This window comes from Marixanthomonas spongiae (assembly GCF_003095375.1).
Taxonomy (GTDB): Bacteria; Bacteroidota; Bacteroidia; order Flavobacteriales; family Flavobacteriaceae; genus Marixanthomonas; species Marixanthomonas spongiae.
Genome location: NZ_QEHR01000007.1, coordinates 1 through 15955, shown reverse-complemented (window position 1 = coordinate 15955; position 15955 = coordinate 1). Strand labels below are relative to the sequence as shown.

Genomic DNA, 15955 nt, shown 5'->3' with positions numbered 1-15955 from the left:
AAAATAAGAAAATCGATATGAATACAAGATCAATAAATATTCTAATGCTTGCCTTAACGCTCAGCCTGTTCTTTGGATGTAAAGAAAATCCTGATGCGGGAGAAGACACTTCCCAAGAAACAGAAGCTGCTCATGCCGAAGGCGATGACGGCCACAATGACGACGCAGAAGAAGGCCACAGTGAAGAAGGAGGGGAAAATCACGGTGAAGAAGAAGGTGGGATGCGCGCGGTACATCTTTCAGAGATGAAATTCAATAGTTTAGGGATTAAAGTGGATTCCCTGCCTACCAAAGCTCTTTCTGGCGTAGTGAAAGCCAATGGACAACTGGAAGTGCCGCCTCAATATGAAGCTACCGTTACGGCAATTTTAGGCGGTAATATAACTTCTATAAAAGTTATTGAGGGGGATAAGGTAAATAAAGGTCAGGTACTAGCCTATCTTTCCCACCCAAATTTGACCAGGATGCAGTCTGATTATATTAATGCGTATAGTAGAATGCAATTTTTGGAGAAAGAATTTGATAGACAGAAACGACTGTATGAAGCGGAAGTGGGTTCAGGAAAAACATTTCAACAAACCCAATCAAACTATCAGTCTGTAAAAGGTGAAGTGAAAAGTTATGAATCCCAATTGCGTCAGTTAAACCTAAATGCTTCCCAGGTTAGAAGTGGTAACCTTTACGAATATATCCCAGTAGTAAGCCCTATTGGAGGTTATATAGAAAAAGTTTTGGTGCAAATAGGACAATATGTAGAACCACAGACCGGAATGTTTATGGTGGTTGACAATGAGCATGTTCACGCCGATCTAATGGTTTTCGAAAAAGATATCTATAAAGTAAAAGAAGGTCAAAAAATATCTTTTACACTTGAATCAGTTCCCGGTAGTAATTTAACGGGAACGATATATTCAGTTGGTAAACAATTTGAGCAAAATCCCAAGGCGGTACACGTTCACGCGGAAATAGACAATAAAGAAGATTACCTCATCCCGGGCATGTATATAAACGGGAGAATTTTGACAGAAAAAAAGAAGGTTTCCGCTTTACCGGAAGAAGCAATTATTGAAGAAGAAGGAAACCCTTACATTTTTACCGCGCAAAAACACCAGGAAGATGGTGAAACCGAATGGGAATTCAAGCCTATAGAAATCAGGACAGGGAAGACTGAAGGTGGTTGGGTGGAAATTAAACTTTTGGAACCCCTGCCGGAAGGTACCCAGGTGGCTTACAACGGATCTTATTATTTGATTTCCGAAATGCAAAAAAGCCAAACTTCCCATAGTCATTAAATTAAAAATTTAGATAGATGGGCTCTCTGTAAAATGTTTGTCTTAATTTAAAATCCAGAGAGTCTATCTTTAATAACGAAATACAGTAACAGCAATGAAAGAAATAAAAGCATTTATAAAACCGAAACGAGTTCAAAAAGTAACCGAAGCACTTAGTAATAGTGGTTTTAAGAGTATGACCCTTTCCCAGGGAGAAGGAACGGGGGCTTTTAAAGCAAAAGGTGCATCACCTTCTTTAGATTTCCGTGTAACCGACAGTCCGGTGGTAAAATTAGAACTGGTATGTCAAAATGAGGAAGCACAATTAGCTATCAATATTATTCTGGAAAACGGAAAGACTCCAAATCCAGGTGATGGCATTATTTATTTGTCCCACATTGAAGATGCCTTCCGAATAAAAACTGGAGAGTCCTTTAAACGTTAACACCTATAAACTCATTTATACCTAATGCAAAAAATAGTAAAAAAGTTGGAAAGCAGAGGAATTCGTCCTACGGCAATGCGTCTGATGATCTATAAGCGTTTGGCAGAGTTAAATGTGGCTATCAGCCTTGGCGATTTGGAAAAGGATTTTAAGGCCAGTGAAAGAAGCACACTATTCAGGACTATGAAAGTGTTTGAGGAAAAAGGTATTGTGCATCAAATTGAGGATGGTACGGGAGTTATAAAATACGCCCTTTGCGAAGAAAATTGTGAATGCGAGCTCGGCAACGACCTTCATTTACACTTTCATTGCAACAATTGTAATGAAACGGTTTGTTTAACAGACCATAAAATCCCTCATATCAACTTGCCTGATGGCTACATCTCGGAGGATATCAACTTGGTGGTAAAGGGTATCTGTGAAAAATGTAGCAATGACTTGGATTAAGTTTTTTGATTTAAAAAATTGGAACAATGATGAAAATTTATAAAAAAGAGGCTACTGTATATATGGTAGCAGAGAATAAGCTGGATGCCAAGGATTATGAAAACTTGATACCAGTCTTAACAGAGCATATAACTGCCCATCAGGAAGTTTCCTGGTACATCGAGATGGAAAATTTTGAAGGTTGAACAGCAGAGGCATATTGGAAGGGAATTGAATTAAACCTTCCGAATGAAAAGCATTTAAAGCGTGTTACTTTGGTGGGTAGCGTTAAATGGCAAGAGCAATTTACCGAGGTATTGCTTCCTTTCTCAGAAGCTCATATAAAATTTTATAGGACCGAAGAAAAAGACGATGCCAAAGAGTGGATAAAATAAAAATAAAAAATGGAAAAACTACAACTAAAAATACCGGTCATCCTTCCGCAAGTTCCTAACGAAAAAGATTCTTGTGTTGAAAGGCTTATTCAAAAACTACAAGCTAAAGAGGGCATCGAAAAAGTGCACATTGCCGATGCAAACGGAGCAGATGTGCCACAGCTCTGTTTTCATTATGACCCAGATATCATTTCCATTGACCGCATTCAATCTCTCGCCGAAAGTACTGGTGCCGAGATTACCGAAAAATACGGGCATTTGCTCATTGAAGTTAAAGGAATCAGAGACACAAGGCAGGCACGTTCCATAGAGAAAAGCCTTTTGGCAATCAATGGAGTTTTGGAAGCTTCCGTTTCAGGTTCTGGAATGGTACGACTTGAATTTGATAAAAAGCAAACAAATTTTGATGAAATAAGTAAACAAATTGAAAAAGAAGACCTTCAGATTCAAAGGAGTGCTTCAAACGAAAATGATTACACCAAAGCATCCAAAAAACAGGAGCGTTCAAAGAAGGAAGAGACAAAAGAGCAAACTTCCACAGAGGGATACGAGCACAAAGAAGGCGAGACCCACGAGGAAGGAGAAGAGCACGCCCACGGTGGTATTTTCGGTAAAAATACGGAGCTTATTTTTTCCATTATCTGTGGGGCACTTCTCGGAATAGGATTCGGCCTTTTCTATGTGGAATCCATCCCAGATTGGGTCAGTCTTACTTTATACATTGGTGCTTACTTTTTCGGTGGTTTCTTTACGGCCAAGGAAGCAATACAGACCGTCGCCAAAGGCGGTTTTGAAATTGACTTTTTAATGCTGGTTGCCGCCATTGGCGCTGCCATTCTGGGAGAATGGGCAGAAGGTGCATTGTTATTGTTCCTGTTTAGTTTGGGGCACGCCCTTGAACATTATGCAATGGAAAAGGCCCGAAAGTCCATTGCGGCACTGGCAGATTTAGCACCAAAAACCGCCCTGCTAAAAAAAGATGGCAAGACCGAAGAGGTCGGTATCGAAAAATTGAGTATAGGCGATATCATCGTGGTCAAACCAAACAGTAAAATATCTGCCGATGGCGTTGTGGTCGATGGTAAAAGTAGTGTCAACCAAGCCCCTATTACCGGGGAAAGTGTACCGGTGGACAAAGTTCCCGTGGAGGATACTGCCAAGGACTATTCAGACAATGATGAAATAAAGGACGAAAACCGCGTTTTTTCTGGAACAATTAACGGCAACAACACCCTTGAAATAAAGGTTATCAAAGAGGCGAAGGACTCTACACTATCCCGATTGGTAAAATTGGTGAATGAGGCGCAGACCCAAAAATCGCCGACTCAGTTGCTTACCGATAAATTTGAAAGATATTTTGTGCCTTCCGTACTGGTATTGGTCGTGCTGCTGCTCTTCGCTTTCTTGGTCATCGATGAACCCTTTAGCGATAGTTTTTATAGGGCAATGGCCGTTTTGGTTGCTGCCAGTCCCTGTGCCCTTGCGATTTCGACACCGAGTGCCGTATTGAGTGGCGTGGCGAGGGCCGCCCGTGGCGGAGTGCTTATCAAAGGAGGGCGACCTTTGGAAGACCTCGGCGTTATTACCGCCCTTGCCTTTGACAAGACCGGTACCCTCACCGAAGGAAAACCCAAGCTTACCGAAGTGGTTCCACTTGGGGATATTTCTGAAAACGAACTTTTAAAAATAGCTGTGGCCGTAGAGAATCTAAGCGACCATCCCCTGGCAAAAGCAGTAGTTAGAGATGGAAAGGAGCGGCTGAAAGGGGATGAAATACCTGATGCGACCGATTTGGAAGCTGTGCTGGGCAAGGGTATAAAAGCATCATTGGACAATGACAAAATCTATGTCGGCAACCTCGACCTGTACGAAGGGCTTGATAAAAGTACACCTTCCGAAGAGGTAACCACAAAAGTCCGTGGTCTTGAAGGTGGGGGAAATACTACGATGCTCATTCGGAAGAATGAAGAATATATAGGCATCATCGCTCTAATGGATACCCCTCGTGAAGCCGCCAAGGGAACCCTCAAAAAACTAAAGGGAATCGGTATTAAACGTATGATTATGCTTACGGGCGATAACCAAAAAGTAGCCGATGCCGTTGCGGAAGAAATAGGATTGACCGATGCCTGGGGCAGCCTATTGCCGGAAGAAAAGGTGGATGCTATTAAAGAGCTAAAAGAAAAAGAATCCAAGGTGGCAATGGTAGGCGATGGTGTAAACGATGCGCCTGCAATGGCAAATAGTACCGTAGGTATTGCGATGGGAGCGGCTGGAAGTGATGTGGCCTTAGAAACAGCCGATGTTGCCCTTATGGCCGATAAGCTTGAGACCCTGCCCTTTGCGATAGGTTTAAGTAGAAAAGCAAAAGCTATTATCAAGCAGAACCTTTGGATAAGCCTTGGGGTTGTGGCACTGCTGATACCGGCTACCATTTTGAGCTGGGCAAACATAGGTATAGCCGTGGCATTTCACGAGGGGTCTACCTTGGTAGTCGTGGCCAATGCGCTACGTCTTTTGGCTTATAAAAAAGAATAGAAAATCCGGACTTGGAAGAATCCGGTTTTTTGAAAGAATATAAAATGACAAAAACGGAAAGAACATTATCGTCCAAAGGAATTCGGCCTACCCAAATGAGATCGAAGATATACAAATACCTCAAAAGGAAGACTTATGCTGATAGTTTGAACGAAATGCAGAAGGTCTTTCTCAAAAAAAGTAAAAGTAACAAAACAGCAAATAAAACCACGTTTTATAGAACGATGAAGTTGTTTGAGGAAAAAAACATAGTCCACCAGATTGATGATGGAACGGCCGTTGCAAAATATGCACTTTCTGATGAAAACATCTCAGATTTACATATGCATTTTCATTGCACTGTTTGTGGAAAAACTATTTGCTTGCCGGATAGAATATCGAAACAAAACTTGCCGGACGATTATGAAATAAACGATGTGAACCTGGTATTAAAAGGGGTATGTAAAAATTGTAGTAAAAAATAATAGGTGGGAGTGCCTTAAAACTGAACCCTTGCGCCCAATGGTCAGCTTAAGGTTTCCCCCACCTTATTTAATTAAAAAATTTACGAATATGGAAAAATATGATGTAACAATTATAGGGTCTGGTCTGGGCGGGTATGTAAGTGCCATCCGTTGCGCCCAATTGGGTCTAAAAGTGGCCATTGTTGAAAGGTATAGCACGTTGGGCGGTACCTGTCTAAACGTGGGCTGTATCCCGTCAAAAGCCTGGTTGGAAGCCTCTGAGCATTATTACAAACTCAAACATCAATTCGAAAATTTTGGGATTGATGTTAAAGAGGCCAATGTCGATATCCTGAAAATGAACCAAAGGGTTCAGGATGTGGTACAGGAAATCATCAATGGTGTTGATTATCTGATGAAAAATAACAAGGTTACCCTTTATGAAGGCCACGGAACCATCAAGGACAAAAACACGATTGAAATTAAGGGCGAAGATAAAACGGAAACCATAGCAACCGATAAAATCATCATTGCCACAGGGTCCAAACCCGCTTCATTGCCCAATATTAAAATAGACAAAAAGCGTATCATCTCTTCTACCGAAGCCCTTGCCCTACAGGAAATCCCCAAGCATTTAATGGTCGTTGGCGGTGGTGTTATAGGTGTTGAAATTGGTTCCGTATTCGCCCGCCTGGGTTCAAAGATTTCTATAGTAGAATATTTTGATAGCCTTATCGCCACTATGGACGGCGCACTGGGACATCAATTGCACCGTTCCCTAAGAAAACAGGGAATTAATTTTTATTTGGAACATAAGGTAACCAATGCAACGGCAACTGATGGCAAAGTAGAATTGAAAGCGGAAAACCTTTCCGATAAAGAAGAAATGAGCTTAGAAGGCGATTACTGTCTTATGGCCATTGGCCGAAAGCCATATACCGCCAGTTTAGGGCTTGAAAATATAGGAGTGGAAACCAATGAGAAAGCACAGATAACGGTAGATAAAAACCTCGAAACCAACGTCAAGGGTGTGTATGCCATTGGGGATGTAATCCGAGGGGCAATGCTTGCCCATAAAGCCAGTGAGGAAGGCGTTTTTGTAGCCGAAACGATTGTTGGCCAAAAACCCCATATCAATTATTCGCTTATCCCAAATATCGTGTACACCCAACCCGAGGTCGCCGGTGTAGGATCCACTGAAGAAGAACTGAAAAAAGCAGGAAGAAGTATTAAAACAGGCTCTTTTCCCTATAAGGCAAACGCACGGGCAAAGATAAGTATGGACACTGACGGTTTTATCAAGGTAATCGCAGATAAGCAGACAGATGAGATATTGGGGGTGCATATGATAGGCCCGCGCATAGCAGACAGTTATACCGAAGCAGTGGTAGCGATGGAATTTAGGGCAGCTGCCGAAGACATTGCAAGAATGTCACACGGGCACCCGACATTTTCCGAGACCTTTAAGGAAGCCTGTTTGGCAGCCACCGAAGACAGGGCGCTACATATTTAGTATTTACAATAACCAGCACAGTAAAGAATAAAAGAGATGAAGAAGCTTCAGCAATTGACCAAGGAAATTAACGAATTAACTTTGAGAATTGAACAGGACTATCCTGAACTATACCAATATCTTGATGAAAACCCTATTACCATCCCTGATTGCGAAACACCCGAAATTTCCGTGAACTCGTTCGTGGACTATTTAGATAGCCTGAAGTCACTCTTGGAAAGGTATATAGAGTCGCATAAACAAATGAAGCACTAAAAGACAATTAATTCAGTAGTATATAAATGAACAAGAGCACTTTTAAAATCAGTAAAATGGACTGCCCTTCAGAAGAGCAGATGATTCGGATGAAGTTGGAGTCTTATGCTCAGGTCAAACATTTGGATTTTGATATTCCCGATAGAAAATTAGAAGTATATCACGTGGACGGTATCAAGGCGATACAAATGTCTATAGCGAGCTTAAAACTTGGGGATTCCTTTGAGGGAACCACAGAAGCCGAACCACCCGTAATGGAAGACCAATCCAAACAAAAAAGAATCCTTTCGTGGATCTTGGGCATCAACTTTGGCTTTTTCGTTATCGAAATGACCACTGGCTGGATATCTGGCTCAATGGGACTTATAGCGGATTCGTTGGATATGCTGGCAGATTCCATCGTATATGCGCTAAGCCTATTCGCGGTAGGCGGTGCCATTTCCAGAAAAAAGAAGGTCGCAAAATTCAGCGGATACTTTCAAATGGCATTGGCAACACTTGGGTTTGTAGAGGTTTTGCGAAGGTTTTTCAGCGATACCGAAACACCTTTGTTCCAATGGATGATTATCGTTTCAATTTTCGCATTGGTAGGCAATTTGATATCGCTCTGGCTTATCAACAAAACCAAGAGCAAAGAGGCTCATATGCAGGCAAGTGCCATTTTTACGTCCAATGATATCATTGTCAATGGTGGTGTTATAGTAGCAGGGATACTGGTTTATTTTCTGAATAGTAAATGGCCCGATTTGGTGATTGGCGGCATCGTTTTCACATTTGTAATGCGTGGTGCCATAAGAATATTAAAATTGTCGAAGTAGCTTTAAGTAAACTTTGAAATAGAAAAAAAAATCAATAATAACAATGAACGTTTGGCTCTGGTTAGTAGTATTGGGATTGGCAGCTTGGGCCGCACATTGGGGTGCTGATCAACTCCTAACACCTTTAAAAATGCTGCGTAAGCAATGGGGGCTTACAGCTTCTGCAGGAGCAGCTTTCCTAGCTATTGTAACAGCGAGCCCGGAAGTGGCGATAAATATTACAAGTGCTGCCCGTGGTGTATCGGATATCGGATTAGGAAATTTGCTGGGTTCCAATATAATTTCCATCCCACTCATGGTAACCATCGCCTATTTCGCTTCCAGAAGGCAGTTTAAAAACAATAAGGAACATCAAAAACATTTAGATACCAACCTGCTGGCCCTGAACAAACGTTCTGTCTCGGTATTGTCCATCCCCTATCTGGCAATCATTGCTTTGGTAGCTATACTAACCCTTCCAAAAGCCTGGCGTGGTTTACAACCCATTGATGGGTGGATTATGCTGGCGGCTTATGCGGCTTTTTTAACGCATGCCATTATAAAAGGCAGGAAAAAAGGGGAAAGTGTGGAGTGGGATAAGAAGAAAGTGTGGTTATCAGTGGCCGGAGCTATGGCTATAGCCGTGGGTGCATTTTTTATTGTTAAGGCTACGGAAAATATTGTTTCGGTGTTGAACATTTCCGAAATTGTTGGAGGGCTGTTTATTACCGGAATAATGACGACTGCCCCCGAAATATTTAAAACATGGAGTGTAGTAAAGGGTGGCGAAGTGACCGCGGGTACCACCAGCGTGATTGCAGATAATGCTGTTACCATGACGGTGGCATTTTTCCCGTTGGCGCTGGTTACTACCCCTATCGAAGATTTCCAGTTGTTTTGGGTCAATCTCGCATTTGTGGGCTTGATGCCGCTTTTATATTCGGTATTTGTTCATCAAAGCAAGGAACTTCACGGGTTCAGCAGATGGCAGATATTCGTTTTCGATGCAGCGTATATTGTATATCTCTTAACTATGGTGTTTTTTGTTCTAAAACTATTTTAAAAAATGAAGGAGGACCTATTTAAGGATTACCAGGAGAGGTTAAATGTGCTGGATGAAAATATTAGAGCAGTTGCATTAAAATATGCGACGGATTTCTATTTGAACAAAAATTGTTCAAAAGAAGAGGCTATTGAGCGTGGAATCGTAAAGGCAGAGATGGAAAAAAGGAATTTAGATAGAAATGGATAATAAACCACTAATATTATTATGGCAGAATTAAAAAAATCTCTGGGTACTCTTCGCCTTACTTTTTATGGTGTAGGTACCATTGTTGGTGCTGGAATATATACTGTAATTGGTGCAGCCGCTGGACAGGCGGGAACAGACCTTTGGTTGAGTTTTATTTTTGCTGCCATCGCGGCCAGTGTATCGGCAATGTCCTATGCAGAGTTGTCCTCTACCTATCCTAATGCCGGTGCAGAATTCATTTTTGTACGGAAAGCTTTTCCAAAAATCGACATTCCATCTTTTCTAACCGGCTGGACGATTGCATTTCATAGTTCAGCCACCATCGCCGCAGTACTATTAGCCTTTTCAGGGTATTTCAATACTTTTTTCAGTGTGCCTTCCATATTGGTTAGTTATGTTGTTCTGTTAGTTCTCGCATTGATAAGCATTACGGGAATCAAAAAATCATCAACCGCTAATATTATTATGGTAAGTATTCAGCTATTAGGACTGTTTATTCTTATTGCAGTCGGGCTTGCTGAGACGGGTCCACCTAAAGCTGAATTTTTTAAGGTAGAATCCTTTTCAAGTACTTTGGCGGCTACCGCAACATTGTTTTTTGTTTATACCGGCTTTGAGCATATGGCGGCATTGGGTTCTGAAGTGAAAAACCCTGGCAAAACCATTCCTCGGGCATTTCTATTGACAATGGTTTTTACAACAATTATCTACTTGCTCATATCTTTTACAGTACTCAACATTGCCGACCCCTCCGAGTTGGCAAAAGTAAATTCACCACTTTCACTTGCGGCATCCAATCTCAACAGTTGGTTGCCTGTTTCCTTGGCCGTCGCGGCACTTTTTGCCACTGCGAATGCGGCTTTTAGCGGAATTATTTCTATAAGTCGACTGCTGTTTGGAATGGCAAGTGTTGGCGAGCTTCCAAAATTTATGGCAAAAACCAATACACAGAAAGTACCTTGGGTCACTACTCTTATTGTTATGGCGGCCGTTTCAGGATTTATCTTATTGGGAGATATCAAAATTGTAGCCGGAATGTCATCTTTGGGTGCTTTACTTGTTTTTGTCGCCGTGAATGTTGCCCTAATCGTATTGCGTTTCAAGTCGCCCGATAAAGAAAAACCTTTTAAAGTTCCTTTATCTATTGGGAAAGTTCCTGTATTGCCCATTTTGGCGATACTCATTAGCTTGTCTTTAATAGTTCAATATGAATGGCAAGTGTATGCCGCTTTTGTAGGAGCTATTATAGTGGGCGTTATATTGGATTATTTTTTGGACAAGAGGCCAAAGAAAGAAATAGGTGCTGAAAAAGAAAAGGAATTGTTCAACCATTAATTTAGTATTATGAACTCGATGTTCGAAGATTTTAAAACTGACCTAGATTCCCTTAGTCCTCCTGTTAGGAAAAAGGCACTGGAAATTGCCAAGCGACTGATGTTAAAGGAAAGTTATACGCAAAAAGAAGCTATCGCCGAGGCTATTGTAAAAGCTGAGGAATGGTTTTACGATTTACAAGGATAATTATTAATTAAAAACTATATAAAATGTTACAGATAATCGAATTAAAAGAAAAAAATATTGTTGCAACAAAAGCTTCGGGCAAATTGAGAAAAGAAGATATAGAAAAAATCCATCCACTTATCCACGCCATACTGGACAAGGGAATGAAAGTCCGTTGGTATTTTGAGATGGAAAACTTTACCGGTTGGGATTTACCTGGTTTATGGGAAGACCTGAAAATGGACACAGCCCACGCCGCGGACTATGAAAAAATAGCAATGGTTGGAGATAAAAAATGGCAGAATTGGATAACTCAATTTATGAAGCCTTTTACCAAGGCAGAAATTAAGTATTTCAATTTAGAGCAAAAGGAAGAGGCCAAAAATTGGATTGAAAGCCAGTAAAGTTTATAACCGTAAAAAACAGACGATGAATAAAAAAAACATTCTTATTACCATTTTAATTGGGTTTGCAGTAGGTGTTTTTATCCTTCAACCTTTTGGAATAACAATTTTCACGTTTAGCAGACAGAATTATGAAATTAATTGGTGGCAATATTTAATAAATAATTTCATTGAAATTTTGAATATCAATAGGAATCAATTTTTTGAGAACACTCTGTTTGGTTTATTGGGTGCAAGTGTTGCGCTGATTTATTATTTCGGTAAAAGAGAAAAGGATATAGATAACAAGTAGCGGTAAATCGTTACAGGAAAGAGCGAAATTTTTAATTTAAATAAGTTAAGTCAAAACTTTATTAATAGCAGGCAGCTTTTATGATGCTTTTTTAATTATACAAGTAAAGATGAATATTATGAGTGTTAAACATTGTGTTTTAATAATCTTGTTGGTTAGTTATTATAAAGTAAACGACCAAAAAAAAAATTCCACTGCCGACGAATTGAAGGAAGATGCCCACGAAGCAATCAAACAAATCCGTAAAGCGGGGATATCAGGAATCATAATGCTTTCTGGCGACAAGGATTCCATTACCAAAGAAGTTGGTAGGGAAATGGGTGTGGATAATGCAATGGGCGGATTATTACCCGAAGATAAACTCAACGAAGTGGAGCGGCTTCAAAAAGAGACCGGTACTACGGTGGCATTTATTGGTGATGGTATCAACGATGCTCCTGTTTTGGCCACGAGTGATGTAGGTATAGCTATGGGTGGCTTGGGTAGCGATGTGGCCATTGAGACCGCCGACGTCATCATCCAAACCGACCAGCCCTCTAAAATTGCACAGACAATTAAAATAGGACGTTCTACCAGACAGATTGTTTGGCAGAATATCGCCTTGGCCAGCGGGGTCAAAATTGCCGTTATGGTCTTGGATGCCTTTGGGATGGCAACAATGTGGGAGGCCGTTTTTGCCGATGTAGGTGTTGCCTTTCTGGCCATCCTAAATGCCATACGTTTACAGAAAATGAATTGGAAATAGTACAACAAGATGTCTCAAAGTAGAAGAAATAGACGAAAGAAAAAAAATCAAAAACCATCTAAGAACAAGATCCCGAAAAAAGATAAAGTTATGGGGATTATCGCGCTTGTCCTTCTGGTTATCGCTGCATTTCTGCTTTACTTTTTTGTTCTAAAAGGGAATATCCATAAGCATTAATGAATTAAGATAATATAATATTCCAAGTGGTTTGTGTGGCTACAAAAATTGAAGCGGAAATGATTGATATATAGTAAAAATGATATTCTATGTCGGAAAATAGACGGAATAGACGAAATAAAAAAAGCAATAAAGTACCCTCGGTAAAAAATAGTATTACCAAAAAAGATAAAATAATTTGGATTAGTATTCTAATCGTTGTTATTGTGTTAATCTTCTTTGTACTGTTCTTGCAATTCCTAAAGTACTTTACTTATATTTAGATGCAATGCTTTTGCAATAAAAGAAACGAATTCAATAAATTCTACAAATCATTCAGCATATTACATAACACTTTAAAGTCCTTAAATCCTGAAATTTGTAGTGCACAAATAAGAGTGGATTTATGGAGACAATCAACATATTTGAAACCGAAAAAAAGAATCATAAAGAGGGAATAAAAAAATCTTTTCCAGTAACAGGAATGACCTGCGCGGCCTGTGCATCCAGTGTTGAATCTATACTCTCACATACCGAAGGTGTGAACGACGCGCAGGTTAACTTTGCCAGCAGTTCGGTATTGGTGGATTACGACGAAGCCACTACCGAAGAACAATTGCAAAACGCTTTAAGACAGGTCGGTTACGATATTATAATAGATACCGAAGACCCTTCGGAAGTACAACAAGAACTTCAACAAAAACATTACCAAGACATAAAAAGCCGTACTATCTGGTCGGCTATCCTAACGCTGCCTATTTTTATTTTGGGAATGTTCTATATGCAATGGGAACCAGGTAAATGGATTTCTTTGGTATTGGCCTTTCCCATTCTTTTTTGGTTCGGGCGCAGCTTTTTCATCAATGCCTTCAAGCAGGCCAATCACGGTAAAGCAAATATGGATACCTTGGTCGCTTTGAGTACCGGAATCGCCTTCCTCTTTAGTGTGTTCAACACTTTTTTTCCTGAATTTTGGTTAAGTCGCGGCATCGAGCCTCACGTGTATTACGAAGCGGCTACCGTTATTATCACCTTTATTTCATTGGGGAAGCTATTGGAAGAAAAGGCAAAATCAAATACGTCTTCGGCCATCAAAAAACTAATGGGGCTTCAGCCTAAAACCCTTAAAATTATTGAGAATGGGGAAGAGAAGGAAATCCCAATTTCATCCGTACAGCTAGGGCAGACCATTTTGGTACGTCCCGGAGAAAAGATTCCGGTGGATGGCGAAGTTTCCAAGGGAAGTTCGTATGTAGATGAAAGTATGATTACGGGAGAACCTGTTCCAATTCAGAAATCGCAAGGTGAAAAGGTGTTCGCCGGCACCGTTAATCAAAAAGGAAGCTTTCAATTTACCGCTGAAAAAGTAGGTGGGGAAACCCTGCTTTCCCAGATTATAAAAATGGTTCAGGAGGCACAGGGTAGCAAAGCACCTGTGCAAAAATTGGTCGATAAGATTGCAGGAATTTTTGTTCCCATTGTATTGGGTATATCCCTTGTTACCTTCATCGTGTGGATGTTTGTCGGTGGCGATAGTGCATTTTCACAAGCCTTATTGACTTCCGTAGCAGTGTTGGTCATTGCCTGCCCTTGTGCGTTGGGATTGGCGACGCCAACAGCCATTATGGTGGGAATAGGAAAAGGCGCAGAGAACAATATTCTCATAAAAGATGCCGAAAGTTTGGAGCTTGGGCATAAAGTGAATGCCGTAATCCTTGATAAAACGGGAACGATTACAGAAGGAAAACCATTGGTGACCGATATACTTTGGAAAGATAAGCTTGAAAATAATGACGAATACAAGGAAATTCTTTTGGCTATTGAAGCACAAACAGAACATCCATTGGCAGAAGCGGTTGTTAATCATTTGAAAGAGGAAAATATTGAACAAGCAGAAATTACTTTCTTCGAAAGCATAACAGGAAAAGGTGTAAAGGCACAATTAGAGAATGGTTCAAAATATTATGTGGGCAACCATAAACTAATGGTAGAAAACGATATTCAAATCGACGCTTCTTTAATGCAAACTGCAGAAAGTCTCGAAGAAAAGGCAAAAACAGTCATATTCTTTGGTAACGAACATCAAGTGCTTGCGATACTGGCCATTGCGGACAAGATTAAAGAAACTTCAAAAAAAGCCATAGCTACGCTTCAAGAAAGAGGCATCGAGGTGTATATGCTCACGGGAGATAACAATAAAACGGCTTCTGCCGTGGCAAATCAGGTGGGAATATCCAATTATAAAGGCGAAGTAATGCCTTCGGACAAAGCGGCTTTTGTCGAGAAATTACAGGCAGACGGAAAGATAGTAGCAATGGTAGGCGATGGTATCAATGATTCGCACGCTTTGGCGCAAGCCAATGTTAGTATTGCAATGGGTAAGGGTCGGATATAGCAATGGATGTAGCAAAAATGACCTTGATAACATCAGATTTGCAATCTATTCCCAAAGCGTTGGAACTATCGAAGAGAACGGTATTGGGCATTCGTCAAAATCTATTTTGGGCCTTTATCTATAACATCATCGGCATTCCAATAGCAGCAGGAGTACTATATCCTGTAAACGGATTTTTGCTAGACCCGATGATTGCAGGAGCAGCAATGGCTTTCAGTAGCGTATCGGTTGTTGCCAATAGTTTAAGACTTAAACGAGTAAAACTCTAATATTAATTATAAATTCAAAAATTATGAAAACTTTAAAATTTAAAACAAATATCAATTGTGGTGGTTGCGTATCTAAAGTTACCCCTTTTTTAAATAAGCAGGAAGGTGTTGAAAGCTGGGAAGTGGATACGAACAACCCCGATAAGATACTAACCGTAGAAGCTGATAGTGCTACGGAAGAAGAAGTGAGGGCTACTTTGCAAAAAGTAGGGTTTAAAGCTGAGAAAATTTCATAGAATTCAGAGGATTTGTGGGGTACTCTGAAAAGTTTTGATAGGCTCTTTCACCCTTGCAAATCAAGAAACGAAATTAACTATTTTCTTATTATATTGAGAATCAGTTTTTTTCTAAAAAGAGCTTATTGAAATTAAATATGATAGGGTTTGTTCGTGTTTATATTCAAATATTCCTATATCTTTGCTTTTACGAATAAAATCGGGGCAAAGGTTACCTATTCGGTTACCTCGTTTTATTGAAATAGACTAAATGTCTGGTAATCAAAATATTGTTGAGTGGTAGATTAGTTCTGCCACCCCGACAAAAACAACCGGACATGAGAATGTTCGGTTTTCTTGTTTAATGACCTTTATGGTCGCATAGCTCAGCTGGATAGAGCACCTGCCTTCTAAGCAGGCGGTCCCAGGTTCGAATCCTGGTGCGATCACTTAAAATCCCTCGCTTTTCAGCTGGGGATTTTTTGTTTATGAGGATGCGGAAGTTTCCCCAGGTTCCGGATCAAGAACATTTTCTGGGTTTTTGAGTTTTTAAGCAAATAATTTTTCAAGTCTGTACAGGAAGAATTCAGTTCTTCTTACGCCTCTTAATTGTGCTCTAAATGCTTTAATTTTTGCATTAAAAG

16 protein-coding genes, 1 tRNA gene and 3 pseudogenes are annotated in these 15955 nt (G+C 40.4%); all 20 read left to right on the top strand.

Annotated elements, in window-relative coordinates:
• Positions 1–17: 17 nt before the first annotated feature.
• Positions 18–1292 carry an efflux RND transporter periplasmic adaptor subunit gene (locus DDV96_RS11185; RefSeq protein WP_240607709.1) on the top strand — a complete coding sequence of 425 codons (1275 nt, stop codon included), beginning with the start codon at positions 18–20 and terminating at the stop codon, positions 1290–1292.
• 94 nt (positions 1293–1386) lie between these two features.
• Positions 1387–1716: a P-II family nitrogen regulator gene (locus DDV96_RS11180; protein WP_116694862.1), complete on the top strand. Its 330-nt coding sequence runs from the start codon at positions 1387–1389 to the stop codon at positions 1714–1716.
• Positions 1717–1740: 24 nt separating this feature from the next.
• Positions 1741–2163, top strand: coding sequence for a Fur family transcriptional regulator (locus DDV96_RS11175; protein ID WP_116694861.1), 423 nt, complete (start codon positions 1741–1743; stop codon positions 2161–2163).
• Positions 2164–2189: 26 nt separating this feature from the next.
• Positions 2190–2348, top strand: a complete 159-nt coding sequence (locus tag DDV96_RS16000) for an STAS/SEC14 domain-containing protein (protein ID WP_240607708.1) — start codon at positions 2190–2192, stop codon at positions 2346–2348.
• A gap of 15 nt (positions 2349–2363) precedes the next feature.
• Positions 2364–2537, top strand: a pseudogene (locus DDV96_RS15995) (STAS/SEC14 domain-containing protein); the annotation flags it as partial.
• Positions 2538–2546: 9 nt separating this feature from the next.
• A complete protein-coding gene (locus tag DDV96_RS11165; protein ID WP_116694860.1) occupies positions 2547–5075 on the top strand; it encodes a heavy metal translocating P-type ATPase in 2529 nt (842 codons plus the stop codon).
• Positions 5076–5119: 44 nt separating this feature from the next.
• Entirely contained in the window at positions 5120–5539 is a 420-nt protein-coding gene (locus tag DDV96_RS11160; protein WP_116695092.1) for a Fur family transcriptional regulator, read from the top strand.
• Positions 5540–5627: 88 nt separating this feature from the next.
• Positions 5628–7031 (top strand): dihydrolipoyl dehydrogenase, encoded by a 1404-nt coding sequence (gene lpdA / locus DDV96_RS11155; RefSeq protein WP_116694859.1) that lies wholly within the window; start codon positions 5628–5630, stop codon positions 7029–7031.
• 36 nt (positions 7032–7067) lie between these two features.
• Positions 7068–7286, top strand: a complete 219-nt coding sequence (locus DDV96_RS11150) for a hypothetical protein (RefSeq protein WP_116694858.1) — start codon at positions 7068–7070, stop codon at positions 7284–7286.
• Positions 7287–7312: 26 nt separating this feature from the next.
• Positions 7313–8104: a cation transporter gene (locus DDV96_RS11145; protein WP_206074024.1), complete on the top strand. Its 792-nt coding sequence runs from the start codon at positions 7313–7315 to the stop codon at positions 8102–8104.
• A gap of 43 nt (positions 8105–8147) precedes the next feature.
• A complete protein-coding gene (locus tag DDV96_RS11140; RefSeq protein WP_116694856.1) occupies positions 8148–9146 on the top strand; it encodes a sodium:calcium antiporter in 999 nt (332 codons plus the stop codon).
• Positions 9147–9149: 3 nt separating this feature from the next.
• Positions 9150–9335 (top strand): hypothetical protein, encoded by a 186-nt coding sequence (locus DDV96_RS11135; RefSeq protein ID WP_008615609.1) that lies wholly within the window; start codon positions 9150–9152, stop codon positions 9333–9335.
• A gap of 18 nt (positions 9336–9353) precedes the next feature.
• Complete coding sequence (locus DDV96_RS11130) at positions 9354–10670, top strand: APC family permease (RefSeq protein ID WP_116694855.1); 1317 nt, start codon at positions 9354–9356, stop codon at positions 10668–10670.
• Between the two features lie 9 nt (positions 10671–10679).
• Positions 10680–10856 carry a hypothetical protein gene (locus DDV96_RS15865; RefSeq protein WP_165806008.1) on the top strand — a complete coding sequence of 59 codons (177 nt, stop codon included), beginning with the start codon at positions 10680–10682 and terminating at the stop codon, positions 10854–10856.
• A gap of 23 nt (positions 10857–10879) precedes the next feature.
• Complete coding sequence (locus DDV96_RS11125) at positions 10880–11239, top strand: SpoIIAA family protein (protein WP_116694854.1); 360 nt, start codon at positions 10880–10882, stop codon at positions 11237–11239.
• A gap of 25 nt (positions 11240–11264) precedes the next feature.
• On the top strand, positions 11265–11531 hold the full coding sequence (locus tag DDV96_RS11120; protein WP_116694853.1) for a hypothetical protein: 267 nt from the start codon (positions 11265–11267) through the stop codon (positions 11529–11531).
• Between the two features lie 196 nt (positions 11532–11727).
• Positions 11728–12276 (top strand): annotated as a pseudogene (locus tag DDV96_RS11115) (HAD-IC family P-type ATPase); the annotation flags it as partial.
• Between the two features lie 562 nt (positions 12277–12838).
• Positions 12839–15096: pseudogene (locus DDV96_RS11110) on the top strand (heavy metal translocating P-type ATPase).
• A gap of 23 nt (positions 15097–15119) precedes the next feature.
• Positions 15120–15332, top strand: a complete 213-nt coding sequence (locus tag DDV96_RS11105) for a heavy-metal-associated domain-containing protein (protein WP_116694852.1) — start codon at positions 15120–15122, stop codon at positions 15330–15332.
• 354 nt (positions 15333–15686) lie between these two features.
• Positions 15687–15760, top strand: a tRNA-Arg gene (locus DDV96_RS11100).
• Positions 15761–15955: the final 195 nt, after the last annotated feature.

Bases quoted from the DNA above. Each gene is read 5' to 3' on its own strand.
- DDV96_RS11185 (WP_240607709.1), top strand. From the start codon at position 18: ATGAATACAAGATCAATAAATATTCTAATGCTTGCCTTAACGCTCAGC.
- DDV96_RS11180 (WP_116694862.1), top strand. From the start codon at position 1,387: ATGAAAGAAATAAAAGCATTTATAAAACCGAAACGAGTTCAAAAAGTA.
- DDV96_RS11175 (WP_116694861.1), top strand. From the start codon at position 1,741: ATGCAAAAAATAGTAAAAAAGTTGGAAAGCAGAGGAATTCGTCCTACG.
- DDV96_RS16000 (WP_240607708.1), top strand. From the start codon at position 2,190: ATGATGAAAATTTATAAAAAAGAGGCTACTGTATATATGGTAGCAGAG.
- DDV96_RS11165 (WP_116694860.1), top strand. From the start codon at position 2,547: ATGGAAAAACTACAACTAAAAATACCGGTCATCCTTCCGCAAGTTCCT.
- DDV96_RS11160 (WP_116695092.1), top strand. From the start codon at position 5,120: ATGACAAAAACGGAAAGAACATTATCGTCCAAAGGAATTCGGCCTACC.
- lpdA (WP_116694859.1), top strand. From the start codon at position 5,628: ATGGAAAAATATGATGTAACAATTATAGGGTCTGGTCTGGGCGGGTAT.
- DDV96_RS11150 (WP_116694858.1), top strand. From the start codon at position 7,068: ATGAAGAAGCTTCAGCAATTGACCAAGGAAATTAACGAATTAACTTTG.
- DDV96_RS11145 (WP_206074024.1), top strand. From the start codon at position 7,313: ATGAACAAGAGCACTTTTAAAATCAGTAAAATGGACTGCCCTTCAGAA.
- DDV96_RS11140 (WP_116694856.1), top strand. From the start codon at position 8,148: ATGAACGTTTGGCTCTGGTTAGTAGTATTGGGATTGGCAGCTTGGGCC.
- DDV96_RS11135 (WP_008615609.1), top strand. From the start codon at position 9,150: ATGAAGGAGGACCTATTTAAGGATTACCAGGAGAGGTTAAATGTGCTG.
- DDV96_RS11130 (WP_116694855.1), top strand. From the start codon at position 9,354: ATGGCAGAATTAAAAAAATCTCTGGGTACTCTTCGCCTTACTTTTTAT.
- DDV96_RS15865 (WP_165806008.1), top strand. From the start codon at position 10,680: ATGAACTCGATGTTCGAAGATTTTAAAACTGACCTAGATTCCCTTAGT.
- DDV96_RS11125 (WP_116694854.1), top strand. From the start codon at position 10,880: ATGTTACAGATAATCGAATTAAAAGAAAAAAATATTGTTGCAACAAAA.
- DDV96_RS11120 (WP_116694853.1), top strand. From the start codon at position 11,265: ATGAATAAAAAAAACATTCTTATTACCATTTTAATTGGGTTTGCAGTA.
- DDV96_RS11105 (WP_116694852.1), top strand. From the start codon at position 15,120: ATGAAAACTTTAAAATTTAAAACAAATATCAATTGTGGTGGTTGCGTA.